The organism is Streptomyces hygroscopicus subsp. hygroscopicus (assembly GCF_030269125.1).
Taxonomy (GTDB): Bacteria; Actinomycetota; Actinomycetes; order Streptomycetales; family Streptomycetaceae; genus Streptomyces; species Streptomyces hygroscopicus_C.
On sequence record NZ_BSSM01000024.1, the window covers coordinates 85,528 to 111,188 of the forward strand.

The following is a 25,661-nucleotide window of genomic DNA, read 5'->3' on the forward strand; positions in this document are numbered from 1 at the left end:
GCGGCGCGGTCCGTCGGCGCAGCGGGCCGGGCGCCACCGCGACGCCTCGGCCCCGGGTGACGCCGCCGTGACGGCGAGTTCGCCGGGGAACCGGTTCCCGGGCCGCCACGCACGCGCCGGGCGCGGCCGCGCGGGCCCGAGGCGCCGGGACCCCGCGTCCTGCGGCCGGTCTCCGGCCGACGCGACCTGCGGCGGCGCCGCTGCCGGCCCCGGGTCACAGGGCCCCGGTCGTCGCCTCCCCGGAGGCGCTGCCCGCGAGCCACTGGTCCCAGCCCAGGTTGAAGTCCGCGTAGCCGTTGTCGGGCGCCGCCTTGGCACGGGGCGAGCCGGTGATGGTGACGGGGTCGCCCTGTTCGACCTGGCCGTAGAACCACTTGGCGTCCGACAGGGACAGGTGGACGCAGCCGTGCGAGCCGCGGGCGCTGCCGCTGCCGGGACTCGGGTCGCCGGTCGAGTAGTGCACGTACGTGCCGCTCTGGGTCAGGTGCACGTCCCAGGGCAGGGTGAGGTCGTAGTAGTTGGGGCTGCCCTTGTCACAGCTGATGCCGACGCTGCAGGAGGTCATGTGGACCTTCTCCTGCTTGTCGATGACGGCCATCGTGCCGTTCCACGTCGGGTACTGGGCGCTGCCAGCGTTGATGGACAGGGTGCGTTCCAGCTTCCCGTTGCGGGTCACCTTCATGGTGTGGCCGGTCACCGAGACGTCCGCGCGCACGTCGTCGCCGATGGTGAAGGTGTGCGTGTAGTCGTGCACGCCGTAGCGTCCGGCGCCGTTGCCGACGCCCTTCATGTCGGCGTCGATCCGCACCTTGGTACCGGAGGGCCAGTACGTCTTCGGCCGCCAGTCGGCGCGCCTGTCGCCGAACCAGTGCCAGGCGCCGGCCACCGGCTGGGAGGCGCTCACCTTCATGTGCTTCTCCACCGTGGCGCGTGCCTTGGCCGCCACGGGGTCGGTGAAGACCACCGAGATCGGCATGGCCACGCCCACCGTGGCCCCGGTCTGCGGGGTGATCGTGTCCAGCAGCATCGGCGGCCCCGCGGGCTTCGTCGGTGACGGGGAGGCGCTCGCGGTCGACCTGCCCGGTGCCTTCGCGTCGTCCCCGCCGGCCTTGGCGCCCCCGCCCCCGCCGCAGGCACTCGCACCCATCAGCAACGCGCCCGTGACCAGTGCGATCCCTATGCCGCCCTTGCGCCGTCCCACTGCCTGCCCCGCTCTCTCGCTCTTCGGTTCTGTGTGTCCCGACTCCCTGCCAGACAGACGGAAGGCGGGCCACAGTTGCGGGTGCCGTGCAAAAAGTGTCCCAAAACCCGTGCGTCGGGCAACCGGTCGGCGGCGGGCGCACTCGGGCGACCCGCGACCCAGGTGTCGCCCGTCACGGCGCACGGCGCAGTTCACGCACCACCCGGGCCAGGTTCACCCCGTATCCGACGCCGAAGGTGTGCGGCGTGAGGAAGGCGTCGTTCCCGGGATCCCAGAACTCGCGGGCGATCCTCTCGGCGGTGGGCCACCGGAAGTCGTACGGGACGCCGAGGACGGTCCCCGTCCAGGTGCGTGCCCCCGGCGGCTTGCGCAGCTCCTTCGCCACGGCCGCGGCGACGACGCCGACGGCGACGAGGGTCAGGTCCCGGCGCAGTGTTCTGTTCATGGCTGGACGGTACGCCGGGCCCCGACGCCGGTCCACGGGAGGGTCCCCTCGTCAGCCTCCGGTCCGCTCCGTGTCGATGCCGAGTGACGCCCACAGCTCCCGCTCCTGGCGGCTCGGCGGGGTCGCGCAGTACCGCTCCGGGTGGCCGGGCGGAGGGCCCGGCACGGCTTCGCGGCGAGCAGGGCCGACATCGCCGCCCAGGTCGTCGTAGTGCACCCCCGGCAGGGGGCCGGTGAAGAAGACGCCGAGACCGCGGAGCTGCACGAGCAGTTCCCTCACCGCGGCGGCGCCGGTCCTGCCGAGCCAGATCCGCAGTCGCATACGGGCCCCTCCTTCGATCCGGTCCCGAGGCCGTGGCGGGGCGACCCCGCGGGCCTGATGGTCACCGGCCGGCCTGAAGCGCCGCTTAAAGCCGCAGGGGCGTGAAAATCTCATGCCCGGACCCGGCCAGATTCCTAGACGCGATCATGATCGGCTGAGTGTCGTTGTAAGCGCCAACGTGTCACTGTTCCGCCAGGTGGAAGGAGGATTGGCATGAAGATCGGGGTTCTGGGGTCGCTCGTGGTGGACATCTGCGGCACCTCCGTGGTGCCGAGCGCGGCCAAGCCTCGCCAGATGCTGGCGGTGCTGGCGGTCAACGCGGGCGGGGACGTGAAGGTGACGACCCTGACGGAGGAGTTGTGGGACGCGAGTCCCCCCAAGGGGCCCGCGGGCGTCGTGCAGACCTATGTCAAGCAGCTGCGCCGGGCCATCGCGCTGGCCCTGGGACCGGGGCACGAGTGTGCGCCGAAGGAGGTCCTGAGCCGCAGCTACGCCGGGTACGTGCTGAAGATGCCCACCTGCGTGGTCGACGCCGAGATCTTCCAGCAGCTCACCGCGCGCGGGCTGCGGGCCCTGGCGGGCGGCGACGACGAGACCGCGTCGAGGCTGCTGGGCGAGGCGCTCGCCCTGTGGCGCGGGCCGGTCCTCGCCGACGTGCGGATCGGTCCCGCCCTGCGCGTCGAGTCGCTCCGGCTGGAGGAGACCCGGCGCTCCGCGCTGGAGGGACGGATCACCGCGGACCTGCGGCTCGGCAGACACGCCGCCGTGATCGGCGAACTCCTGGTACTCACCGAACGGTTGCCGCTCGAAGAGAATCTGCACGCGCTGTTGATGCTCGCGCTCTACCGAAGCGGTCGCTCGTGGCAGGCGCTTGAGATTTTCCGAAAGCTACGCGCGTCGACCGTCGAGGAGTTGGGTATAGAACCTTCCCTGCGCATCCAGCGTTTACACCGGGCGATCCTCTCCGGTGATCCACAACTCGACCTCGCCACACCGAGTTTGGCAGCCTTTTAGTACTCCCGGGCAGTCTGGCCGGCACCCGCCGGACCCGGCCCCATGACCCCGGGTGTCTGGACCGGACCCGGGAAACCCCCACTCACCCCTGGACGGAACCGAGACGGACCACCATGACGCGATACCTGTCCCGGAAGCGCCCGGATCACGAAACGACCCCCACGACACGCCTGTTCTGCTTCCCCTACGCGGGCGGTGGAGCGTCGGCGTACAGGCGATGGCAGCGCGGCCTCGACGCCCTGGACGCCGGAGTCCGGGTGGTGCCCGTGCAACTGCCCGGCCGTGAGGAACGCTTCGGCGAACCCAGGTTCACGGATCTCGACGCCCTCGTCGAGGACATGGACGCGCAGCTCGACGAGGAGCTGTCCGAGCCCCACCTCTTCTACGGCCACAGCATGGGCGCGCTCATCGCGTACACGCTCGCCCGGCACCGGCAGCGGCGCGGCGCGAGCCTGCCCCGGGCCCTCGTGCTCAGTGCCTGCCGCGCCCCGCACCTGCCGCCCCCGGCGATCGCCGATCCCGACGCCGGTGACGAGGAACTCCTCGCCGCCCTGGTGGCGCTCGGCGGCATCCCGCGGACGCTGCTCGACCATCCCGAGATCCTCCTGGCGATGCTCCCGGTGGCCCGCGACGACCTCCGGCTGTGCCTCGGCGGCACCGCCGTCCCCACCGAGCCGCTGCGGGTGCCGCTGCACCTGTTCGCGGGGCTGGCGGACCGGCTCGCCGGCGTCGAGGAGATGCTCTCCTGGCGGCGGCACGCGGGCGCCGGCTGCGCGGTGCGGACGATGCCCGGCGGCCACTTCTTCATCAGGTCGGACGAGGACGCGTTCCTGCGCGAACTCGCCTCCCTGACCCGCCGGTACGCCATGGAACGCGCCCCGGCGCACCAGGTGCCGGCCGCGGCCGGTTCGTGAGCCTCCCGCTCCCCGGCCACCGACATGTCATACCGGGGCCCCGCCGCGCGGGCGCCGTCACGCCCGTACGGCGGTGCCCCGGAGAGTTCACGGAACCATCGCGAAAGGAACCAGCGCCGTGACCCACGACGCCACGCAGGGCGCCATCAGGAGCTCGGCCTCCCGGCAGGTCCGCATCGCCTGGGGGGTGTTGTCCGTCTTCCTGCTGGTCTGGGCCGTGTTCGAGGCGGTGAAGTACGGCGGTTGGGTGATCGCGGCGGTCGTCGCCGGCATCGTCGTACCCGACCTGTCGTTCCTCGCCGGCCTGTCCGGGCCGCACCAGCACGGGCGGCTGTCCCCCAAGGCCGTTCCCCTCTACAACCTCCTGCACCGGCCCGTCGTCGCCGTCCTCGTCATGCTCTCCTGCCTGATCCCCGACTCGCCGGCCGTCGCCATTCCCCTCTTCAACTTCGGTCTGGTCTGGTTGCAGCACATCGCCTCCGACCGCGCCTTCGGTTTCGGCCTGCGCACCGCCGAGGGCTGGCAGCGCTGACCCGGGGCGATCCCGGAAGGGGCGCGGGCCGGCCGGGGCGCGCTTTGCCTCCGCGCAAGCCCCTGCTGCGAGGCTCGTCGGGTCCCCGGCGGGCCTCGCCGCCTCCCGGGGACCGGACCACCGCAGATCAGCGACCCTGACCACCTGTTGCCGGAGGAAGCGTATGGAAACGACGGAGACAACGGAGACGACAGCGGCGACGGAGACGGCGGGGAGCGGCCCGGAGACGGACCAGTCCCTCCTCACCTACCCGTTCCACCGTCCCTCGGCCGTCGAAGTCCCCCCCGTCTACGAGGAGTTGCGGGCCAAGTGCCCCGTCGCCCACGTCCGGCTGCCCAGCGGCGACGAGGGCTACGTGGTCAGCCGTTACGACGACGTGCGCACCGTGCTCGCGGACGCCAGGTTCAGCCGGGCCGCCACCATCGCGCCCGACGCGCCGCAGCTCACCGGCACGCCCCCCGTGCCGGGCAGTCTGTTCACCACGGACGCGCCCGAGCACACCCGGCTGCGCAGGCTCGTCTCGCGCGAGTTCACCGCCCGCCGTGTGCAGAACATGCGTCCGCGCATCCAGGAGCTGACGGACGGTCTCCTGGACGAGATGGCGAAGGCCGGGGAGCCCGTCGACCTCAACGCGGCGCTGGCCTTCCCGCTGCCCGTGATGGTGATCTGCGAACTGCTCGGCGTGCCCTTCGAGGACCGCGACCGGTTCCGCGAGTGGTCGGACGCGTTCGTCTCGCTCACCGCGCACACCGCGGAGGAGACCGCCGCGCAGCGCCAGCAGATGATCGAGTACCTGGCCGCCCTGGTCGGCCGCAAGCGGGAGGAGCCGACGGACGACCTGATGGGGGCGCTCGTCGCCGCCCACGACGAAGAGGGAAGCCTCAACGAGTACGAGCTGATCGTCATGGCGGCGACCATCCTCGTCGCCGGTCACGAGACCACCGTCAGCATGATCGGCAAGATGGTCCTCACCCTGCTGCGCCACCCGGAGCACATGGCCGCGCTGCGCGAACGTCCCGAGATGATGGAGCACGCCATCGAGGAACTGCTGCGGGTCAACCCGATCGGTGACGGCGGCCCGCTGCGGATCACCCTGGAGGACGTCGAGGTCGGCGGCACCGTCATCCCCAAGGGCAGCGCGGTCCTGGCGGCGGTCTGCTCCGCCAACCAGGACCCCGCGCGGTTCCCCGGCGCGACGGCGGACGAGTTCGACCCCGCGCGGCCCGAGGCCGTCCACCATGTGGCCTTCGGCCACGGCCCGCACTTCTGCCTGGGGGCCGCGCTGGCGCGGGCGGAGCTGCAGATCGTCCTCACCTCGCTGCTGGACCGCTTCCCCGGCCTGCGGCTCGCGGAGGACGTCGAGTCCCTGGAGCTGACCACCGGCATGATGGTGCACGGCCTGACCCGTCTGCCCGTCACCTGGTGACCGGCCCGCCGGAGCACCGCCCCCGCCGTCACCGGCCGGCGGCCGGGCGGTGTTCCGGCGAGCCCGACGAAGGCCCTGGACCGTACGGGAACGTACGGTCCAGGGCCTTGTGCCGCCCGCACCCGGCCGCGGCGGTCACATCCGGGTGGCGGGCACCTGCGCCCGCACGGCGTGCGGTCCCGGCTTCTGCAGCTGGAAGTACGCACCTCCCAGCACCTTCTCCTTCAGCTTCTGGCTCTGGTCGACCACCCGGTACAGCGAGCGGCGGAGGACCCCGCCGGCGCCGTGCAGGGCGAACAGCCGCTCCTGCCGCAGTTGCAGCCCGCGCGACCTGCCCACCGCCTCCTCGCGCGCCCGCTGGAACTCCTCGCACGCCCGCAGCAGCGCCGCCTCGTCCCCGCCCGCGTCGATCGCCTCGCGGACCAGCGGGGCCAGGGTCACCGCGTCGATGATCGCGTGGTTGACGCCCTGCCCGAGGATCGGTGTCAGCGTGTGCGCCGCGTCGCCGATCAGGACCAGGCCCGGCATCGACCAGCGCGGCACCAGCGCGGTGAAGATGTCCAGCATCGACGTGTCGGACCACGAACGGATCTCGCTGCGCACCGACCCGGACAGCTCGGGTGCGAGCAGGTCGAGGCGCTCGTACAGCGCGGGCAGCCCCTGGGCGCGCAGCGCCTTCAGACCCCCCTTGGGGATGTTGAAACCGACGCGGACACTGTTCGGGTGGGTCGGGATGAACAGCCCGTGCTGGTCGCCGCGGATGCGGATGCGGTACGTACGGTCGTCCCACTCGGGCGGGAACGGCAGCTTCAGCCACACCACGTCACGGTCCAGCGGCAGCTTCGTGTACGGCAGACCCGCCATCTCACGGACCTTGCTGAACCGGCCGTCCGCCGCCACGGTGAGCGCCGCCCGCACCGTGATCTCGCCCTCGGGGGTGCGCGCCGTCACCCCGGTGACCGGCCCGCCGCCGTCGGCGGAGCGCAGCAGCCGGGTGGCCGTCGCCCGGCGCACCAGGACGAAGTGCTCCGGGTGCTCCTCCTGCCCGAGGGCCGCCAGCGCCGAGAGCAGCGCCGGCTGGGGCATCTCCACCGGGTAGGGGTGCGGATACCGGAAACGGCGGAAGTCGGCGCGCAGCACGGTGCTGCCGGAGTCGACGATCTCCATTCTGTGCATCTGCTGGTAGGCGCCGTGCAGCCGGTCGAGGACGCCCAACTCGTCGAGCAGCCACACCGAGTCGGGAGAGACCGACTCGCCCCGGAACGACCGGTCGAAGTGCCCGCTCTGTTCCAGGACCACGACGGAGACGGAACGCTTGGCGAGCTCCACCGCCAGCGTGAGCCCCGCCGGGCCTCCTCCGACCACACACACCTCTGCGGTCAGCTCAGTTGTCGTCATCAACGCTGCCTTTCAGAAGGAGTCATCCTGCGCCGATGGTCCACACCGCGCCTAAAGCAGCTCTTGCGGACGGCGGCGGCCCCCACGCAGGGCACGCGGACCGGCCCCCACGGGCGGCGCGCGCAGCGGCCCGCGGAACGGGCGGGCGCCCCGGCGCAAGCCCGTCTTTAGGCCCGGGGCGCACCCTCTGAGGAGCCCGCCCGCCCTGTCAGAGAGGCGAACGAACCGTGAGCACAGCAGTGACGACGCCGTCCGGCCCGGAGCCTACCGGCCCCGAGGGCCCCCTCGACCGGCTGCGCGCGCTGTACGGCGAGAAGAGGCTCGCAGCCGCCTATCCGGCGGTGCCCGCGCTGCTCGCCGAACTCGCGCGGCGGGACGACGGGCCGGCCCAGCTGTCCCGCGCGGGCCGGCTGCTCGCGAAGGTCGCCCCCGAGGACATCGCGGAGCGGCACCCCGGCATCGAACCCGCCGCCGTCGCCGTCACGGGACACGGCACGATCGACGGGCTGACCGCACCGCTCACCGCCGAACTCGCCCGCCACGGAGTCCCGTTGCGCGTCAGTGTCGGCGACCACGACGCGTGGCTGCGCGATCTCCAGGACACCGGCAGCCATCTGTACGCCCCCGGCACCGAACTCGCCCTGTGCCTGCTCGACGCCCAGGTCGTCTTCGGCGAACTGCCCCTGCCCTGGGGCGCGGAGGACGTCGCCAAGGCCGTCGCCGGGAAGCTCGACCTCCTCGACGCGCTCGCCACCCGCTACGACGAACACGGCACCGGCACCCTCGTGCTCAACACGCTGCCGCTGCTGCCCGAGCACACGCGGCAACTGGTCGACCACCGCTCCCGCACCGAACTCTCCATCGTGTGGCGTGAGTTCAACATCGGCCTGCTGCGGCTCGCCCTCGCGCACCCGCGGCTGCACGTCGTCGACCTGGAGCCGCTGATAGCCGAGGGCGGACCCGTCCGCGACCCGCGGCTCGCCGCCTACGCCGAGGTGCACCTGGGCGAGGAACTGCTCGGCCGGTACGCGCGGCAGGCGGGTCACCTGCTGCGGACGCTGCGCGGCCGGACCAGGAAGGTCCTCGTGGTGGACCTCGACAACACCCTGTGGGACGGCATCCTCGGCGACGACGGGCCCGACGGCATCGCCGCCGCCACCACCTACCGCGGCGCGGCGTTCGGCCGGTTCCAGCGCGTCGTCAAGCAGATCGGCGGCCAGGGCGTGCTGCTCGCGGTGTGCAGCAAGAACGACAGCGAGCCGGTCCTCGACGTGCTGCGCACCCACCCCGACATGATCCTGCGCGAGGACGACTTCGTGCGGATCAGCGCCGACTGGGAGCCGAAGGACGGCCGACTGCGCGCCCTCGCCGACCGGCTCAATCTCGGGACCGACAGCTTCGTCTTCGCCGACGACTCGCCCTTCGAACGCGGTCTCGTCGCCTCCTCGCTCCCGGAGGTCGCCCTGATCGCGCTCGACGAGGAGCCGGCGCTGCACATCGAACGACTGCTCGCCGACGGCTGGTTCGACGTACGGGAACTGACCACCGCGGACCGGGGCCGCGCGGCGCAGTACCACCAGGAGGCGAAGCGGCAGGACCTCCAGCAGGCGACCGGCTCGATGGCGGAGTACCTGGACGCCCTCGGCGTGCGCGTCGAGGTCACCCCGGTGCGCGACCACGAAGTGGCCCGGCTCGCCCAGATCACGCTGCGCACCAACCAGTTCAACCTCACCACCCGCCGGCTCCAGGTGCCCGACGTCCGCGAACGGCTCGACTCCCCGGACCACCTGGTACTGGCCGTACGCTCCCGCGACCGCTTCGGCGACAACGGGGTCGTGGGCGCCCTCTTCGCCCACCGCGAGGACCAGGCGCTGCGCATCGACAACATGCTGCTCAGCTGCCGGGTCTTCGCCCGCGGCATCGAACAGGCCGCGCTCGCCGCGCTGTTGGAGCACGCAAGGGAATCGGGCGCCGCCGAGGTACGCGCGAGCTACCGGCCCACCGCCAAGAACCACAAGGTGGCGGGCCTGTACCCCTCGCTCGGCTTCGAGCGGACCGCCGAGTCGCCTGACGGCGCGGCGGAGTTCCGGCACCCGCTCACCGAACTGCCCGAAGTCCCCGGGCACATCACCCTCGACGCGGACTTCCGCCGCGACGCCGGCTGACCGAAGGCCCGCCCCACCGCACCCGGGGCGGGCCCCCTGTCCCCCAACCACCCCCCACCGCCGCGGGGCGGACACGCACAAGCGTCTCCTTAGCGCCGCGGACGACGATCGTGATGTCACAGCGACCCGTGCCGGCGCCACGCCAGCGGATCTCGGAGAGGTCGGAGAAAGACGTTGACGAACTTCCGGACCTTCACGCAACTGGTTCTGGAGCGCACCGAAGCCCGCAGCGCCGCGGATGCCTTCATCTTCCTGCCCGACGACGCCCGCGGCTCGGTGCCGCGGCACCTCACCTTCGCGGGGCTCGACCAGGAGGCACGCCGGATCGCTTCCTGGCTCCAGGCGCGCGGCGCGGCGAACCGCCAGGTGCTGCTGCTCTACCCGTCCAGCCTCGACTTCATCAAGGCGTTCACCGCCTGCCTGTACGCCGGTGCCGTCGCCGTACCCGCGCCGGTGCCCACGGAACAGGGCCGGAAGTTCACCCGGGTCTCCGGCATCCTGCGCGACGCCGAGGCGGTCGCCGTGCTCACCGACTCGGCGAGCGCCCCGGAGATCTCGGCCTGGCTGGCCGCGGAGGGCCGCACGGACGTGCCCTGCCTGGCCACCGACGACCCTGCCCAGGGCGACGCGAACGCCTGGCGCACGCCCTCCCTCACCCCCGAGAGCCTGGCCTTCCTCCAGTACACCTCGGGCTCGACCAGCGAACCCAAGGGCGTCGCGGTCTCGCACCGCAACCTGCTCGCCAACGAGGCGGCGATCCAGCGGTCGATCGGCACCGGCCCGGACACCGTCTGCGGCGGCTGGCTGCCCTTCTACCACGACATGGGCCTGATCGGGCACATCCTGCACCCGCTCTACCTCGGCACCCCCGCCGTCCTGATGGCTCCCTTCACCTTCCTCAAGCGCCCCTACCGCTGGCTGAAGATGATCGGCGACTACGGCGTGACCACCGGCGGTGGCCCCAACTTCGCCTACGACCTGTGCGTCCGCAGGGTCACCGACGCACAGCTGGCGACGCTGGACCTGTCCAGCTGGACGACCGCCAACAACGGTGCCGAACCGGTGCGCGCCGAGACGATCCGCGCCTTCACCGAGCGCTTCGCTCCCGCCGGCTTCCGTCCCGAGGCGTTCTTCCCCTGCTACGGCATGGCCGAGACGACCCTGCTCGTCTCCGGCATCCCGCGTACCGCGGGCCCCCGCGTGCTCGACGTCGACGCCGCGGCCCTGGAGCGCGGCGAACTGGCGGACCCGCGCGGCGACGAACCCAGCCGCTCCCTCGTCAGCAGCGGAGTCGTACGGGACTTCGAGATCCGCGTCGTGGACCCGGAGACCTTCACCGGGAAGCCCGAGGGACACGTCGGCGAGATCTGGCTCAAGGGCGACAGCGTCGCCCGCGGGTACTGGAAACGGCCCGAGACGAACAAGGAGATCTTCGACGCGGCGGTGCGCGACGGCAGCGGCGCGGACGACGGCGGCGGCTGGCTGCGCACCGGCGACCTGGGCGTCCTGAAGGACGGCGAACTCTACGTCACCGGCCGGCTCAAGGAGGTGGTCATCCTGGCGGGTCGCAACCTCTATCCGCAGGACGTCGAACGCGCCGTGCAGTCCGTCGACCCGGCCTTCGGCAACGGCGCGGGCGCCGTCTTCGCCGTCGACACCGACCACGAGCAGCTGGTGGCGGTCCAGGAGGTCCGCCCCGGCGCCGTCTCCACCGACCTGCCCACCCTCGCCTCCGCGGTCCAGCGGTTCATCAGCGGGGAGTTCGCGGTCCCCGCCGGCAACGTCGTGCTCGTACGGCCCGGCACCGTCCGCAAGACCACGAGCGGCAAGATCCAGCGGACCCTGATGCGCCGGCTCTTCCTGGAGGGCCGGATCACCGCGCTGCACGAGGTGCTGGACCCCGCCGTCCGCGACCTGATCGCCACCGCCGCCGCCGCGGCGCCGTCCCTGGAAACGGTGGTCTGACATGGAACACCGGCCCTACCGGCTCGCCGAGGAGTTCGACCACTACCTCGGCGACCCCCACGACCCCGGTGAGGTCTTCTCCTACGCGCGTTGCGCGGACCTGGACGACAGGGAGGAGTTCCCCGCGGACATCTGCCGCCGCTTCGAGGAATGGGGCCTGCCCGAGCAGTACGTACCGGTCGAGTACGGCGGCCGGCTGCGCGACTACGAGCAGGTGCTCCAGCTCGTGCGCGCCGTCGCCCGCCGCGATCTGACCTGCGCCATCGGTCACGGCAAGACCTATCTCGGCGGGGTCTGCGTCTGGGTCGCGGGCTCGGCGGAGCAGGGCGCCCGGCTCGGCGCCGACATCATCGCGGGGGTTCCCGTCTCCCTCGGGCTCACCGAACGCGCCCACGGCAGCGACCTGCTGGCCGGTGACGTGCGCACCGACGACGAGGCCCTGGACGACAGCGGCCACTGGCTGGTCAGCGGCGAGAAGTGGCTGATCAACAACGCCACACGGGGCTCGGTGCTGTCGCTGCTGACCCGCACGCGCCCGGACGGCGGCCCGCGCGGCTTCAGCGTCCTCCTCGTGGACAAGCGGGAACTCGACGCGGACACCTACCGCCACCTCCCGAAGATCCGCACCCTCGGCATCCGCGGCGCCGACATCTCCGGCATCGCCTTCGACGGCGCCCGGGTGCCGAAGGGCGCCCTCGTCGGCGCCGAGGGCGCCGGCCTGGAGATCGTGCTCAAGGCGCTCCAGCTCACCCGCACCATGTGCGCGGCGCTGTCGCTCGGCGCCGGCGACCACGGGCTGCGGCTCGGCCTGGACTTCGCCGAGGAGCGCGAGCTGTACGGCCGCCGGCTCGTCGACCTGCCGCAGGCCCGGCACGTGCTGACCGGCGCCGCCGCCGACGTCCTGCTGCACGAGGCGGTCGCGCTGGTCGCCGCCCGCGCCGTACAGGCCCAGACCGCCGAACTCGGGGTCACCTCGGCCGTCACCAAGTACCTGTTGCCCACCGGCACCGACCGGGTCCTTGCCGACCTGACCGGGCTGCTCGGCGCCCGCGCCTTCCTCAAGGGCGTCCACGCCGACGGCCGGTTCCAGAAACTCGTGCGCGACCACCGGCTCGTCGGACTCTTCGACGGCAACACCCTGGTCAACCTCAACTCCCTGGTGAACCAGTTCCGTTCCCTGGTCCGCGGGTTCCGGCGCGGTACCGGCGACACGGCGGGCGCCGGCGTGGCCTGCGACCTGACGGCGCCCCTGCCGCCCCTCGACCCGTCGCGGCTGTCGCTCATCGCCCGGCACGGCAGCGGCATGACGGCGTCCCTGCCCGCGTCCGTCGACGAGATCACCCGGCGGGCGGCACGGAACCCCGCGCTGGCCCCGGTGGCCGAGGCCGCGCGGCGGCTGCTCGCCGTCACCACCGCGGTGCACACCGACATGGAGGAGTACCAGGGCGTCCTCACCGAGGTCCCGCCCGCCGCCTTCGAGGCCGCGCGCCGCTACACCCTGTGCTGGGCGGGCGCGGCCTGCCTCGGCCTGTGGACGCACAGCACCGACCACGTGCGCGACGACCCGGCAACCGGGCCGCTGTGGCGCGACGGCCTGTGGCTGCACACCGTCCTCGACCGGCTGCTGCGCCGTCTCGGCGAACCGGCGGCGGCGGGTGAGGAGACGTACGAAGACCTGCTCGGCGCCCTGCGGGCGGCCCGCACCGAGGGCCGGCTGTTCTCGCTGCTGCCCCAGCGGACCCCGGAGCGGCAGCCCGCGACGACCGGCGGGGCCGCCGGGGGGAGTGAGAGGACGTCATGCTGATCGGCACAGAGCCCAGGGGCGCCGTGGAGGACGGTCCGCGGGCCACCGGACAGGAAGCGCGGGCCGCGGCCCGCGTCGCGGAGCTGGAGCGGCGCCTCGGCGACCCCACCGACGAGCACAACGAGCTGTCCTACGCCCGGCTGCTGGCGGCGGACGAGGCCGGTGAACTGTCCGCGGCCGGCGAACGGGCCCTCGACGAACTGGGCCTGGGCGCCGACTTCGTGCCCCGTGCCCTGGGCGGCCGCCTGGAGCGGCTCGACACCCTGGTGCGGGTGATGCGCCAGGTGTTCCGCCGCGACGTCGCCCTCGGCCTGGGATACGGCGTGACCTCCTTCATGGCCGCCGTCAACGTGTGGACCTCCGGCGACGACCCGCAGCGCGAGAGGCTCGCGCGGATCCTCACCGGCGGCGGCAAGGTGTCGGTCGCCTACCACGAGCTCGCGCACGGCAACGACTTCGTGCGCAACGAGTTCGAGGCCCGCCCCGCCGACGGCGGCGGCTTTCGGCTGCACGGCGCCAAGCAGGTCATCAACAACGCCGAACGCGCCGACGCCTGGGTCCTGTTCAGCCGCACCAGCCCCGCACCCGGCAGCCGCAGCCACTCCGTGCTCCTCGTCGAGCGCGCCGGCCTGGACCCGGACAGCTGGCGGGTACTGCCCCGCTACGACGCCGTCGGGGTGCGCGGCTGCCACCTGTCCGGCCTCCGGTTCGACGGCACGCCCGTACCCGGCTCGGCCCTCGTCGGCGAGCGCGGCAAGGGCGTCGAGACCGCCCTGCGCGCCTTCCAGATCACCCGGTCCGCGCTCCCCGGCATGGCCGTCGGCACCACCGACACGGCGCTGCGGACCGTCGTGCGCTTCGCGCTGGGCCGGCAGCTCTACCGCAGGTCCGTCATGGAGATCCCGCACGCCAGGGACACCCTGTCCGGCGCCTTCACCGACCTGCTGACCTGCGACATCCTCTCGCTGGCCGCGACCCGCGCGGTGCACCTGCTGCCCGAGCAGACCAGCGTCTTCGCCGCCGCCACCAAGTACCTCGTCCCCAAGGTGCTCACCGAGGCGATGCACGAGCTGTCCGTCGTGCTCGGGGCCCGCTTCTACATCCGCGACGGCGAGCACGGCATCTTCCAGAAGCACCTGCGCGACCTGCCGGTGCTCAGCCTCGGCCACGCCGGCTCCGCCGCCTGCCAGGCCACGATCATCCCGCAGCTGTCCCGGCTCGCCCGGCGCTCCTGGTTCAGTGACGAACCCGCCCCCGCGGAACTCTTCCAGCCGCGTACCGGCCTGCCCGGTCTCCCCTACGACCGGCTCACCCTGGCGAGCGGGCGCGACGCGCTCTGCGCCACCCTGGTCGCCGCCGTGGACCGGCTGCCGGACGCCTCGCCCGAGGAGCGGGCCGTCCAGGGGCTCGTGCTCCAGCTGGTGGACGAGCTGCGGCAGGTCCAGGAGGCGAGCCGCGCGCTCGCGCCGGAGGACCGCACGGCCCTCGCCGGGCCCGCGGTCTTCGCCCTCGCCGACCGCTACGCCGTCCTGCTCGCGGCCGCCGCCGCGACCGGCGTGTGGCAGCAGGCCGCCCGCGACGGCGGCGACGCGTTCCTCGCCGACCCCGCCTGGCTCGCCGCCGTACTGCACCGGCTCGCCCGGCGCCTCGGCCGGCGGCCCGCCGACCTCCCGCCGTCCGTGGCGGCGCGCCTGCACGAGGAAGTGCTGCGTCGATTCCGCGAACGCACCAGTTACGACCTGTACGACACCCCGCTCGCCGGCTGACGACGTCGGCCGGCGCGGCCAACGGCCCGTCCGCACCGGCCGCCGGACCCCACCACGACAGCACGCGACAACCGCTCACCCCCGCGAGGAGTGCACCATGCCCGTTCCGACCGCCGGACACACCACCGAGTCGCTGACCACGTGGCTGGCCGAACGCATCGCCCTTTATCTCAAGCGGCGGCCCACCGAGATCGACCCGGACGTGCCCCTCGCCGAGTACGGCCTGGACTCCGTCGCCGCCCTCAGCCTGTGCGGGGACATCGAGGACGACTTCGACCTGGTGATCGAGCCGACGGCCGCCTGGGACTACCCGACCGTCCACGCGCTCGCCGACCACCTCGTGGCGGAGCTGGCCGCGCAGGACGGCGGCGCCTGATGGAGCCCATAGCCATCGTCGGCATCGACTGCAGATTCCCGGGGGCGCCCGACACCGGCGCCTACTGGGACCTGCTGATGCGCGGCGCGGACGGGGTGGGGGAGGTGCCCCGGCAGCGGTGGGACGCCAAGGAGTTCCACTCGGCGGCCGGGGAGGAAGGGCACTCCAACACCACCGAGGGCGGCTTCATCGCCGACCCGGACGCCTTCGACAACGAGTTCTTCACCATCTCGCCGCGCGAGGCGGCCGCCATGGACCCCCAGCAGCGGCTGCTGCTCCAGTGCGCGTGGCGGGCGGTCGAGGACGCGGGCGTCGCGCCCCGGACCCTCGCCGGCACCCGTACGGGCGTCTTCGTCGGCATCATGGGCAACGAGTGGGCGCACCTGCACCTCACCGACTACGCCCACGTCACCGCACAGGTCGGCTCCGGCAACGGCTACTGCATGACCGCCAACCGGATCTCGTACCACCTCGACCTCAAGGGGCCCAGCCTCGCCGTCGACACCGCCTGCTCGTCCTCGCTGGTCGCCGCGCACCTCGCGGCGAACGCGCTGCTGGCCGAGGAGTGCGACACCGCGCTCGTCGGCGGCGTCAACGTGGCCCTCACCCCGGCCCTGTCGATCTTCTACACGCAGGCCGGGCTGTCCGCCCCCGACGGCCGCTGCAAGCCCTTCAGCGCCGCGGCCGACGGCATCGGCCGCGGCGAGGGCGTCGGCGTGATCGTGCTGCGCAGGCTGCGGGACGCCGTCGCGGACGGCCAGCGCGTGTACGCCGTCATCCGCGGCACCGCCGTCAACCAGGACGGCCGCAGCAACGGGATCACCGCCCCCAACCGCTGGTCCCAGCAGGAGGTGATCGCCGCCGCCTACCACCGGGCCGGCGTCGAGCCCTGCGACGTCGCCTTCACCGAGGCGCACGGCACCGGCACCGCGCTCGGCGACATGATGGAGGTCAAGGCGCTCGGCCACCACCACGCCGGCCGTGCCGCGAAGCCCATGGCGATCGGCTCGGTCAAGGGCAACCTGGGCCACGCCGAGGGCGCCGCCGGCATCGCCGGACTCATCAAGGTCGCCCTGTCCCTGCACCACCGGGTCGTCCCCGCCAGCCGCTTCGCGGCCAAGGAGAACAAGCGGCTCAGACTGCGCGAGCACGGGCTGCGGCTGCTCAAGGCACCCCTGCGGCTGCCCGCGGGACCCACCGTCGCCGGGCTCAGCAGCTTCGGCATGGGCGGCACCAACGCCCACGCCGTCCTGGAGTCCGCGCCCGCCGCGCCCGCACCGGCGGCCGACAGCGCCGCACCGGCCGGCATCGGCGCCGCCGTCTTCACGCTCACCGCGCCCACCGCCGACGCGCTGCGCCGCAACCTGCTGACCCAGGCGGACGCGGTGGCGGCCCGCCGGGTCCCGCTGGGCCCGCTGGCCAGGTCGAGCAACCGGGTCAAGGCGGGACACCGCCACCGCTTCGCGACCGCCGTCACCGACACCGGTGAACTCGTCGCCGCGCTGCGGGAGTCGGCCGCCGACCCCGGGCTGCTGGACCGGCTGTCGGCGCGGCCCGCCGAGCGGCCCCGCACCGCGTTCCTGTTCACCGGCCAGGGCTCGCAGTACCCGAGGATGACCGCCGGACTGTACGCGCAGGCGCCGCTGTACCGGCACTTCCTCGACGAGGCCGACGCGGCGCTGCTGCCGTACACGGGCGCATCCGTGCGCGATCTGCTCCTCGCCGGGGACGAGGCGGTGCACAGCACGCGGTGGACCCAGCCCGCCCTGTTCGCCGTCGGCTACGCCCTCGGCCGGACCCTGGCGGAACTCGGCGTGCGCGCCGACCTGCTCCTCGGGCACAGCGTGGGGGAGTTCGCCGCCGCCGTCCTCGCCCGCGCCCTCCCGCTGGAGGGAGCCGCCCGGCTGATCGCCGCGCGCGGCGCCCTGATGCAGGAACTGCCCGAGGGCGGCGGCATGCTGGCCGTCCGGGCCCCCCGCGCGGACCTGGAGACCCGGATCGAACACGAACCCCTGGTCGGTGTCGCGGCGGTCAACGGCCCCACGTCCACGGTCCTGTCCGGCGACCTGGAGACCCTGGAGAAGATCGGCGCAGAGCTGGCGGACCGGGGGATCGGCACCCGCCTCCTCAAGGTCTCGCACGCCTTCCACTCACCACTGATGCGGCCCGTCCTGGACCGCTTCGCCGTGATCGCCGAAGAGGTCGGCGGGAAAGCGCCCGAGATCCCGCTGTACTCGACCGTCCGCGGACGGGTGCTCGACGGCGAGGCCATGGACGCCGCGTACTGGGTGGAACACGTCAGCGCCCCCGTGCTGTTCGCCGACGCGGCCGGCGCCCTGCTCGCCGACGGCCCGACGCACCTGGTGGAGACCGGCCCCCAGCCGGTGCTCTCCGGCATGGTGCGCCGACTCGCCGGCCCCGCCTCGGGCGCGGGCCCGGCGCACGTCCTGCCGGTGCGTGGCCCCGAGTCCGGCGGCCGGGAACTCGCCGAGGCCCTCGCCGCGCTGTACCGGGGCGGCGTCGACCCCGACTGGGACGCCGTCCACCCACCCGAGGACCGGGTGCCGCACCCGCTGCCGCCGTACACCTTCTCGACGGAACACCGCTACTGGGCGAGGAATCCGGTGCACGGCCGGGGAACGGTCGTCGAACCGGCGGAACAGACGCCCGCGCCCCACCGGGGAACGCGGTCCGCGCCCGCCGCCGTCCTCGGCCCGGACCGGCCCGGCGGCCCGCCGGACCCGCTCGCCGACGCCGTCCTCGGCGCCGTCCGGACGGTCGGCGGCTACACCGTCGCCGAGGTCGGCCCGCACGACCGGCTGTACGAGGATCTCGGCTTCGACTCCGTCATGATCATGGAGCTGAAGAACCGGCTGGAGTCCCGGCTCACCGGCATCGCCACCCTGTCGGTCCAGGACCTCCTGCCCCGCCTCTCCTCCGTCGGCGACCTCGTCGCCTTCCTGCGCGAGACCGGTGCGGCGCCGCCCGCCTCCGCGGGCTCCGGCGGCACGGCGCACCAGCGGACGCCGCGGGAAGAGGCCCACCAGCGGACGCTCATGGAAGAAGAGAGGACGGCATGACCACCCCGACGGCCGCCACCACCCACCTCGCCTCCCTCGGCACCGCTCTGCCCGGGGCGCCGGTGGACAACGCCACCCTGGCCAAGGTGCTGGGCATCAACGAGGACTGGATCGAGGTCTTCATCGGTACCAGGACCCGGCACTTCGCCCGGGACCTCGGCACCGGAGTCGTCCGCTGGTCGCTCGCCGACCTGTGCGCCCAGGCCGCGCAGAAGGCGCTCGCCGCCCCCGAAGTGGACCCGTCCGAGATCGACTTCATCGTCCTCGGCACGGCGACCCCCGACACCCTGATGCCCGCCACCGTCAACCATGTCGCCGACCAGCTCGGCCTGGACCAGGTGCCGACCTTCCAGCTCCAGTCCGGCTGCGCCGGTGCCGTACAGGCCCTGGGCGTCGCGCAGACGATGATCGCCTCCGGCCAGTACCGCACGGGCCTCGTCATCGGCGGCGACGTGTGCAGCAAGCACCTCGACCTCCAGCGGGACGTGGCCGGCGCCGCCCCCGGCGACCTCGTCAACTACGTCCTGTTCGGCGACGGCGCCGGCGCGGCCGTCGTCACCGACGAGCCGCGCGGCGAGCGCGTCGCCCTGCGCCATGTCCTCAACCGCTTCACCGGCCTCGGCCGCAAGCCCGGCCAGGTCATCGAGTGGTTCGGGCTCGCCGACCGGTACGACGACCGCCAGGCCCTCGTCGAGGACTACAAGGCCATCGAGGAGTCCGTGCCCGTCATGGCCGTCGAGATCCTCTGGGAGATGCTCGGCGAACTCGACTGGGAGGCCGACCAGGTGGACTACCTGCTGCCGCCCCAGCTGTCCGGCCGGATGACCCGCCGCATCACCGAGGAACTCGACGTGCCCACCGCGCGGGACGTCAGCTGCGTCGCGGACACGGGCAACAACGGAAACGCCCTGCCCTTCCTGCAGATCGAGAAGTTGCTGGAACGGATGTTCGTCGGCGAGCGGGCCCTCGCGGTCGCCGTCGAGTCCAGCAAGTGGATCAAGGCCGGTTTCGCCCTGGAGAAGATATGAGTGCCGACAGCACCGCCCCCGCGTCCGTGACCGCCCCCGGCGGCTTCACCCTCGACGACTACGTCCGGCTCGTCACCGACGAGACCGGGATGCCGCTCGCGCCCGAGCAGGTCGCCGCCGACTTCGACGAACTCCCCGACTGGGACTCGCTGCACCTCCTCAAGCTCGTCACCGCCCTGGAACCCGCCATCGGCCGCCGGGTCCCCGTCGGCAAGGTGCTGGAGGCCCGCAGCCTGAAGGAGATCTACGAACTGGCGGTGCTCGGGTGACACCCGCCGTCACCGCCGAACGGCGCCGCCGCCACACCCTGTACTTCCTGGAGTGGGCGGCGGCCCAGCGGCCCGTGCACCTGGACACGGACATCGACATGACCCGCGTCCTGGCGCACCGCGCCGCCGCCCGCGAGCACGGCCTGCGCTACTCGATCGTCAGCTATCTGCTGTACGCCACCGGCCGGGTCCTCGACCGCCACCCCGAGGCCAACGCCGCGATGGCCCCCGGCTGGCCCGGACCACTGCGGCGCCCGAGGACCGTGCGCTACGACGGCGTCACCGCCAAACTCGCCCTCGACCGGCCGGTCGAGGGCGAGCGCACCGTGCTCTCGGCGCTCCTGCCCGGCCTGGAGACGGCCACCCTCGGCGAGATCCAGCGACGCGTCGACCGCTACCGGGGCGCACAGGCCGCGGAACTGCCCGAGTTCAAGGGCGTACGGATGCTGGGCCGGCTCCCGGTCACGGTCGGCCGGGCCGCGTTCGCCGCGGCGCTGCGCGACCCGCGCCGACGTGCCGCCGCCTTCGGAACCGTCTCGGTCAGCTCGCTCGGCCATCGCAGCGTGGACGGCTTCCACTCGGCCGGCGGCACCGCCGTCACCCTGTGCGCGGGCCGGGTCGTGGACCGTGCGGTGGTACGCGACGGCGTCGTGGTGCCCGCGCCCGTGATGCGGCTGGGCCTCACCTTCGACCACCGGGTGATCGACGGCGCCGCCGCGGCCGATGTGCTGTCCGATCTCCACGACACGATGGAGGCATTCCATGACGGCGGCGACGGCGCGGCCGGTACCCACGCGCCGGGCACCGGGGCGGACGCTCGGGGAGCCGATCGAGATCCGCGGCCCGTCGGGGGACTGGGGCAGGGTACGCGCTGACCTGGACCGGCACGGGGCCGCCGTGCTCTTCGCCCACCAGGACACGTGGTGCCCGGAACGGGCGGGCCTGCCGCGGCTGCGTGTGCTCCTCGGCCGGGACTGGGAGCGCTATCTGGAGCTGACGCATCCGCGGGTACGCGGCCGGTTCGCCGCCTCGCGCGTCCTGCTGAGGTTCGCGGCGGCGGCGGCGCTCGGTGCGCGCCCCGAGTCGGTCGAGATCGGCTACGGCCTCACCGGGCGCCCCCAACTGCGCGGCTACGACGGCGTCCACGTCAGCCTCAGCCACACCGACGGCCTGCTGCTGGTCGGCCTGGCCACCGACGGCGCGATCGGCGTCGACGCCGAGCCCGCCACACGGACCCTGTACGGACCGGGACTGGACCGGCACGTGTGCACCCCGTACGAGCTGGCCCGGATCGAGGCCCTCCCGCTCGCCGAACGCAATCCCGCCGTACTGCGCCTGTGGACCCTGAAGGAGGCATACAGCAAAGCCCGCGGGCTCGGACTGCGCTTCCGCTTCACGGACTTCGGCTTCACCCCCGACCGGGCGCCCGAAGACGTGCTGCGCCCCGACGGCACCCCCGCCTCGATGGGCAGATGGCTCTTGCGCACGTCGTCGCTCGGCGGCCGCTACACCCTCGCCGTCGCCGTGGAGGACGCCGGTTTCGGCCGTACGGCGGACACGGCGGCGCGCACGGCACTCGACCCGGCCGTCGTCGACGCCGTCGCGGCGGCACTGGGCAAGGAGGAGCGGCCGGCCGTCGCCGGCGACGAGTGGTGAGGCCGGGGGAGGCGTGCGGACCCCGGCCGCGACCGGCCCGCGCGGCGTATCCCCTCGGAACACCGCCCGTGCCCCTGCCGCGGATGCCCACCCGGGAACCGGAGACCTCCGGAACCCGGGCGGGCGGCGCTCATACCGCGCACTCCGCTCGCGGGGCCGGCACGGACGGACTGAAGAGCCAGACACCCGGACGGACTTCGAGGGGGATCGCCGTCGCCGTGGCCGGGCCGCCGGACGTGAGCGCCGTGCGGAGGGCGGAGGCCGTGCGGTGGGCGTACTCGGCCCAGCGCCGGTCACCCACCGAGCGCGCCGCCCTCCCGCACTCCGCCAGACGGGTCAGCGCCTCCTCGTGACGCCCCTCGCGCACCGCCACCAGGGCCAGTCCGCGCAGCGCCTCGGCCGTGCCGCGCACATCGCCGGCCGACCGGCTCACCGACAGGCCCCGCGCACACGTCCGTTCGGCCGCCGCCGTCCGTCCCGTCCCGAGGAGCACGTCCGCCTCCGCGGACAGGCAGCGGCCCGCCGCCGCCCGGTCACCGTGCCGGGTGAACAGCTCCCCGGCCCGGCGGAAGCGGTCCACGGCCGCCGACGTCTGCCGACGCTGCCAGGCAAGGTCGCCCAGCGAGCGCAGGACGACGGCCTCCGCGTGGCCGTCGCCCCACCTGCGGGCCGCGTCCAGCGCGAGGCCGTGCGTCGACTCCCACTCGTCCCACAGGGCGCCCGTCTCGTAGTAGCCGGCCGAGGCCGAGGCCAGGGCGCAGCACAGCTGCCACCACCCGGCCGCATGGGCCCGCCGTACGGCCTGCGACAGGCCCGCGGACTCCTTCTGGAACCACCGAAGCGGCGCATCGCCGACCACCTCCTCGGGCGAGAACCCGGCCGGCTCGGGCGAGATCCCGTCCTCGGTCCGTGCCCGGTGCGCGAGCCGGTCCCGGCCGGGCGTCAGCCGGGCGTCCGCGTGTCTGGCCAGCGCCAGGAAGGCGCGGCACAGCCGCTCCACGGCTGCGGCGCGCTCCTGCGGGCACCTGCGGTCCAGCTCCTCGACGGCCAGTGAGCGCAGCAGCGCGTGGAAGCCGTAGCGCACGGGGGCCCGTCCTCCGGGCTGCCGCCGCGCCTCCAGCAGATGGGCCTGCACCAGTTCCTCGGCGAGCCGCTCGGCCTCCGCCGGGCCCGTGCCGAGCAGCGCGGCGGCGCTCCACAGGGCGAAGTCGGGCGGCGCGGCCAGCCCCAGGACGCGGAAGGCGTGCCTGGCCTCCTCGTCCACATCGCGGTAGGTGGTCAGCAGAGTGCCGCGGACGTCGAGGTCGCCCAGCCGGAGCGCGGTGAGCCGGGTGCGTTCGTCGCGCAGCCGCCGGGCGAGCCCGGCGGCGGTCCAGTGCGGGCGGGCCGCGAGCCCGGCCGCCGCCACCCGCAGGGCCAGCGGCAACCGGCCGCAGAGCCGGGCGATCTCGCCCGCCGCCTCGGGGTCGTCCCGCATCCGCCGGCCCCCGCACGCGCCGAGCAGCACCTCGGCCTCGGGCCCGGACAGCACGTCGAGCGTCAGACGCTCCACCTCCTGGAGCGCGCCCAGCACATGACGGCTCGTCAGGACGACGGTGCTGTCCGGTACGGCCGACAGCAGCGGTCGTACCTGGGCCTCCGAGACGGCGTCGTCCAGGATCAGGAGCATCCGGCGGCCCGCGGTGCGCCGGTGCAGCAGCTCCGCGAGTTCCGCCTCGGACGGCGGCAGCGGTTCGCTCCCGGAGTCCGTCACCGCTCCCGCCGCCCCGGGTCCCCGCAACCGGCGCAGCAGGACGGTCAGGGCGGCCCTCGACGTGACGGCTCGCCCGGCCGCGTCCCGCAACGTCACCAGGACACGCCCGTCGGGAAACCGGTCGGCGGCGCCGTGGGCCAGCTTGACGGCCAGCGCCGTCTTTCCGGCGCCCGCCCGGCCCGACAGCAGCAGCACCTTGTTCCGGCCCGGCGCGTCGTCCATCAACAGCTTCTCACCGGCGGCGAGTTCGCGCTCGCGTCCGGTGAAGCCCGCCACGGCGGGCGGCAACCACACCGTGGGGCCGGCCCCGGTCACGGGCCGCTTCGGCGGGTGGCCGTGGGAACCGCCGGCCGGCGCGAACCGGTGCTCCGGCTCGCCACGCCAGGCGAGCGAGGGATCGCAGGCCAGGATCCGTTCCTGCAGCCCGCGCAGCTCCGGGCCGGGCTCCACCCCCAGTTCGTCGACCAGCGACCGCCGTACCCGCTGGTGGGCCCGCAGGGCGTCGGACTGCCGGCCCGACCGGTAGAGCGCCACCATGAGGTGACCGTGCAGCGTCTCGCGCAGCGGGTGTTCGTGTGCCAGTGCCATCAGCTCACCGATCAGCTCCTGGTGCAGCCCGAGCCGCAGATCCGCTGAGATCCGCTGCTCCAGCACCTCGGTGCGCAGCTCGTTCAGCCTGATCGCGGAGGCCTGGAGCGCGGGCCCGTGCGGGATGCCCGAGAGCGCGGGCCCCGTCCAGAGCCCGAGCGCCCGGCTCAGCGTCCGCGAGGCGGCCTCGTACTCGCCCCTGCCGTACGCGGCCCGGCCCTCGGCACGCAGCGCCTCGAAGGCGGACAGGTCCAGTTCACCGGGGGCCACCCGCAGCAGATAGCCGGGCGACCGGGTCAGCAGCGGCTGCGCCGGGTCCGACTCCGCCGGGGTCTCGCCGCTCACCGCCACCAGGGCCTTGCGCAGCTGGGACACGTACACCTGGAGGGTGGTGGTGGCCGTGCGCGGGGGTTCGGCGCCCCACAGCTCGTCGATCAGGGAGTGGGTCGACACCACCGTGTTGCACTGCGCCAACAGGGTGGCCAGGACCGCCCGCAGCTTGGCCGCGGACGGCGTACGAGGGGACATGTGCACGGGGCCGAGGACTCGGTATCTCATCCCGCGCGCCTCAGCAGTCCTGCAGCACGGTCGCGGAGACGCCCGCGACGACCCGGTCGCCCTGGCGGAACGACAGCCGCAGGTCGATCACCGGACGGCCCTCCTCGTCCCGGGACACCCGTCCGTCGGTGCGGCGCACCCCCTCACGCACCGAGCAGCGCAGCGGCAGGCCCGGCTCGACCGGGCCGCGGAACGTGGCCCGCCACCGGGACAGCACGGCGTACGACGGGACGAAGCCACGCAGCTCCGCGGCGGCCAGCAGCCCCACCTGACGGGACGCCTCCAGGTACGGCACCGGCGGCGTCGCGCCCGGTGCCTCGGTGGCCGCCGGCGTGCGCAGGGGGAAGACCAGGCAGTCCCCGCCGTCGGCCCCGGCGTACTCGGGCAGGCCGACCAGGACGTCACGGCTGTCGTGACGGCCCACCTGTTCGGGCAGCGGCATACCGGTGGACACCGGGTCGGCGTCCCGCGCCGACGCGGCCTCCCCGCTCTCCGTCCGGCCGAACGCCCGTGGGCCGTGGACGTCCTCGGCGAGGAAGACGAGCCGCGCCGAGGCGGTGCCGCAGCGCTTGCCGTCGATCGAGACGGCGGCCTGGCAGTCCAGGCCGCGCGGCACGCCGCCCAGGACGTCCAGCGGTGTGAGGCCGAGGTCGAGGGCGATCGCGGCCCCCGTGCCCTCGCGGCGCCAGGCGTCGAGACGCGTGATGGCGGCGCCACCGGAGGCCAGCACGGGGCGCCGGTCCGCCGGCACCCGGAAGTACGGGCGGGCCGCGAACAACATCGTGCGACGCAGCGACTCCAGGGGGAACAGCAGGTCGTGGTACCGCGACCCGGATTCGCCGGACACCCTCCGCTCCTCCGGAAGCTGTGCGGAGAAGGCGAAGTTCTGCCGGACCGGCGCGGTCGCTTTGAGCAGGAAGGCCTCGGGGCTGACGGGCCTGTGGACCAGGTGGTGGGGTCCGAGGTAAGAGGGGGACGTGGGGGTGAAGGTGTCCATGGGGGGTCCTCTACGGCGGTGTCCGGCGGCTCTGCGGAACGCTTGCTGGGCACGTGCGCTTGATGGAGAGCACGTTGCCCGATTCCACTGAAGGACCGGGGAAGCCGCACTGAAGCGGGGCCCTGGCACCGCCCCCTCGCCCGGCGTTCAGTCCCTCCGGTTCGCCACCGTCCAGGTGTCGCCGCCCGCGAGCAGCGCGGCCAGGTCGCCCTTGCCCTTCTGCTCGGTCGCGGTGTCCAGCTGTTCGCTCATCTGCTCGTCGTAGACGGGCCGTTCGGCCGAGCGGAACACGCCGATCGGGGTGTGGTGCAGGGTGTCCGGGTCGGCGAGGCGGGAGAGGGCGAAGGCGGTGGTGGGGGAGGCGGCGTGGGCGTCGTGGACCAGGAGGTCGGCCTCGTTGCGCGG

The 25,661-nt window shown here is 73.7% G+C and carries 20 protein-coding genes and 1 pseudogene; 14 read left to right on the plus strand and 7 right to left on the minus strand.

Annotated elements, in window-relative coordinates; translation table 11 throughout:
* Nucleotides 1–214: 214 nt before the first annotated feature.
* From QSK45_RS35305 to QSK45_RS35315, 3 genes are all read right to left on the minus strand, one after another.
* Nucleotides 215–1,201, minus strand: coding sequence for a L,D-transpeptidase (locus tag QSK45_RS35305; protein WP_285563018.1), 987 nt, complete (start codon nucleotides 1,199–1,201; stop codon nucleotides 215–217).
* A gap of 172 nt (nucleotides 1,202–1,373) precedes the next feature.
* Nucleotides 1,374–1,646 (minus strand): hypothetical protein, encoded by a 273-nt coding sequence (locus QSK45_RS35310; protein WP_285563019.1) that lies wholly within the window; start codon nucleotides 1,644–1,646, stop codon nucleotides 1,374–1,376.
* 51 nt (nucleotides 1,647–1,697) lie between these two features.
* Nucleotides 1,698–1,967 carry a DUF6059 family protein gene (locus QSK45_RS35315; protein WP_285563020.1) on the minus strand — a complete coding sequence of 90 codons (270 nt, stop codon included), beginning with the start codon at nucleotides 1,965–1,967 and terminating at the stop codon, nucleotides 1,698–1,700.
* A gap of 213 nt (nucleotides 1,968–2,180) precedes the next feature.
* On the opposite strand from QSK45_RS35315, the gene QSK45_RS35320 reads away from it, so the two are divergent.
* The 4 genes from QSK45_RS35320 (at nucleotide 2,181) to QSK45_RS35335 (ending at nucleotide 5,853) form a co-directional block, all read left to right on the plus strand.
* Nucleotides 2,181–2,981 carry an AfsR/SARP family transcriptional regulator gene (locus tag QSK45_RS35320; protein WP_285563021.1) on the plus strand — a complete coding sequence of 267 codons (801 nt, stop codon included), beginning with the start codon at nucleotides 2,181–2,183 and terminating at the stop codon, nucleotides 2,979–2,981.
* A gap of 113 nt (nucleotides 2,982–3,094) precedes the next feature.
* On the plus strand, nucleotides 3,095–3,895 hold the full coding sequence (locus QSK45_RS35325) for a thioesterase II family protein (RefSeq protein WP_285563022.1): 801 nt from the start codon (nucleotides 3,095–3,097) through the stop codon (nucleotides 3,893–3,895).
* Nucleotides 3,896–4,013: 118 nt separating this feature from the next.
* Complete coding sequence (locus QSK45_RS35330; RefSeq protein ID WP_285563023.1) at nucleotides 4,014–4,427, plus strand: DUF4260 family protein; 414 nt, start codon at nucleotides 4,014–4,016, stop codon at nucleotides 4,425–4,427.
* A gap of 163 nt (nucleotides 4,428–4,590) precedes the next feature.
* Nucleotides 4,591–5,853, plus strand: a complete 1,263-nt coding sequence (locus tag QSK45_RS35335; RefSeq protein WP_285563024.1) for a cytochrome P450 — start codon at nucleotides 4,591–4,593, stop codon at nucleotides 5,851–5,853.
* 135 nt (nucleotides 5,854–5,988) lie between these two features.
* Here the strand turns inward: QSK45_RS35335 and QSK45_RS35340 are convergent, their stop codons facing one another.
* A complete protein-coding gene (locus tag QSK45_RS35340; RefSeq protein WP_285563025.1) occupies nucleotides 5,989–7,251 on the minus strand; it encodes an FAD-dependent oxidoreductase in 1,263 nt (420 codons plus the stop codon).
* 227 nt (nucleotides 7,252–7,478) lie between these two features.
* Here QSK45_RS35340 and QSK45_RS35345 point away from each other — a divergent pair, with 227 nt between their 5' ends.
* The 10 genes from QSK45_RS35345 to QSK45_RS35390 all read left to right on the plus strand — a co-directional run bounded on the left by QSK45_RS35345 (nucleotide 7,479) and on the right by QSK45_RS35390 (nucleotide 21,360).
* Nucleotides 7,479–9,416: an HAD-IIIC family phosphatase gene (locus QSK45_RS35345; RefSeq protein WP_285563026.1), complete on the plus strand. Its 1,938-nt coding sequence runs from the start codon at nucleotides 7,479–7,481 to the stop codon at nucleotides 9,414–9,416.
* A gap of 174 nt (nucleotides 9,417–9,590) precedes the next feature.
* Nucleotides 9,591–11,381, plus strand: a complete 1,791-nt coding sequence (locus tag QSK45_RS35350) for a fatty acyl-AMP ligase (protein ID WP_285563027.1) — start codon at nucleotides 9,591–9,593, stop codon at nucleotides 11,379–11,381.
* 1 nt (nucleotide 11,382) lies between these two features.
* Nucleotides 11,383–13,185 carry an acyl-CoA dehydrogenase family protein gene (locus QSK45_RS35355; RefSeq protein WP_285563028.1) on the plus strand — a complete coding sequence of 601 codons (1,803 nt, stop codon included), beginning with the start codon at nucleotides 11,383–11,385 and terminating at the stop codon, nucleotides 13,183–13,185.
* Nucleotides 13,179–14,951: an acyl-CoA dehydrogenase family protein gene (locus QSK45_RS35360; RefSeq protein WP_285563029.1), complete on the plus strand. Its 1,773-nt coding sequence runs from the start codon at nucleotides 13,179–13,181 to the stop codon at nucleotides 14,949–14,951. Before QSK45_RS35355 ends, QSK45_RS35360 begins: the two co-directional genes overlap by 7 nt.
* A gap of 97 nt (nucleotides 14,952–15,048) precedes the next feature.
* Complete coding sequence (locus tag QSK45_RS35365; protein ID WP_285563030.1) at nucleotides 15,049–15,327, plus strand: acyl carrier protein; 279 nt, start codon at nucleotides 15,049–15,051, stop codon at nucleotides 15,325–15,327.
* Nucleotides 15,327–18,407 (plus strand): type I polyketide synthase, encoded by a 3,081-nt coding sequence (locus tag QSK45_RS35370; RefSeq protein WP_285563031.1) that lies wholly within the window; start codon nucleotides 15,327–15,329, stop codon nucleotides 18,405–18,407. The genes QSK45_RS35365 and QSK45_RS35370 overlap by 1 nt, the downstream gene beginning before the upstream one ends.
* Nucleotides 18,404–19,435 carry a 3-oxoacyl-ACP synthase III family protein gene (locus QSK45_RS35375; RefSeq protein WP_285563032.1) on the plus strand — a complete coding sequence of 344 codons (1,032 nt, stop codon included), beginning with the start codon at nucleotides 18,404–18,406 and terminating at the stop codon, nucleotides 19,433–19,435. Before QSK45_RS35370 ends, QSK45_RS35375 begins: the two co-directional genes overlap by 4 nt.
* Nucleotides 19,432–19,704 (plus strand): phosphopantetheine-binding protein, encoded by a 273-nt coding sequence (locus QSK45_RS35380; protein ID WP_285563033.1) that lies wholly within the window; start codon nucleotides 19,432–19,434, stop codon nucleotides 19,702–19,704. The genes QSK45_RS35375 and QSK45_RS35380 overlap by 4 nt, the downstream gene beginning before the upstream one ends.
* Nucleotides 19,701–20,579 carry a 2-oxo acid dehydrogenase subunit E2 gene (locus QSK45_RS35385; RefSeq protein ID WP_285563034.1) on the plus strand — a complete coding sequence of 293 codons (879 nt, stop codon included), beginning with the start codon at nucleotides 19,701–19,703 and terminating at the stop codon, nucleotides 20,577–20,579. The genes QSK45_RS35380 and QSK45_RS35385 overlap by 4 nt, the downstream gene beginning before the upstream one ends.
* Nucleotides 20,467–21,360: a 4'-phosphopantetheinyl transferase family protein gene (locus QSK45_RS35390; protein WP_285563035.1), complete on the plus strand. Its 894-nt coding sequence runs from the start codon at nucleotides 20,467–20,469 to the stop codon at nucleotides 21,358–21,360. The genes QSK45_RS35385 and QSK45_RS35390 overlap by 113 nt, the downstream gene beginning before the upstream one ends.
* A gap of 130 nt (nucleotides 21,361–21,490) precedes the next feature.
* Here QSK45_RS35390 and QSK45_RS35395 read toward each other — a convergent pair whose 3' ends face one another.
* The 3 genes and pseudogenes from QSK45_RS35395 to QSK45_RS35405 form a co-directional block, all read right to left on the minus strand.
* Complete coding sequence (locus QSK45_RS35395; protein WP_285563036.1) at nucleotides 21,491–24,259, minus strand: AfsR/SARP family transcriptional regulator; 2,769 nt, start codon at nucleotides 24,257–24,259, stop codon at nucleotides 21,491–21,493.
* Between the two features lie 10 nt (nucleotides 24,260–24,269).
* Nucleotides 24,270–25,256, minus strand: coding sequence for an AfsA-related hotdog domain-containing protein (locus QSK45_RS35400; RefSeq protein ID WP_285563037.1), 987 nt, complete (start codon nucleotides 25,254–25,256; stop codon nucleotides 24,270–24,272).
* Between the two features lie 147 nt (nucleotides 25,257–25,403).
* A pseudogene (locus QSK45_RS35405) lies at nucleotides 25,404–25,661 on the minus strand (2-oxoacid:ferredoxin oxidoreductase subunit beta); the annotation flags it as partial.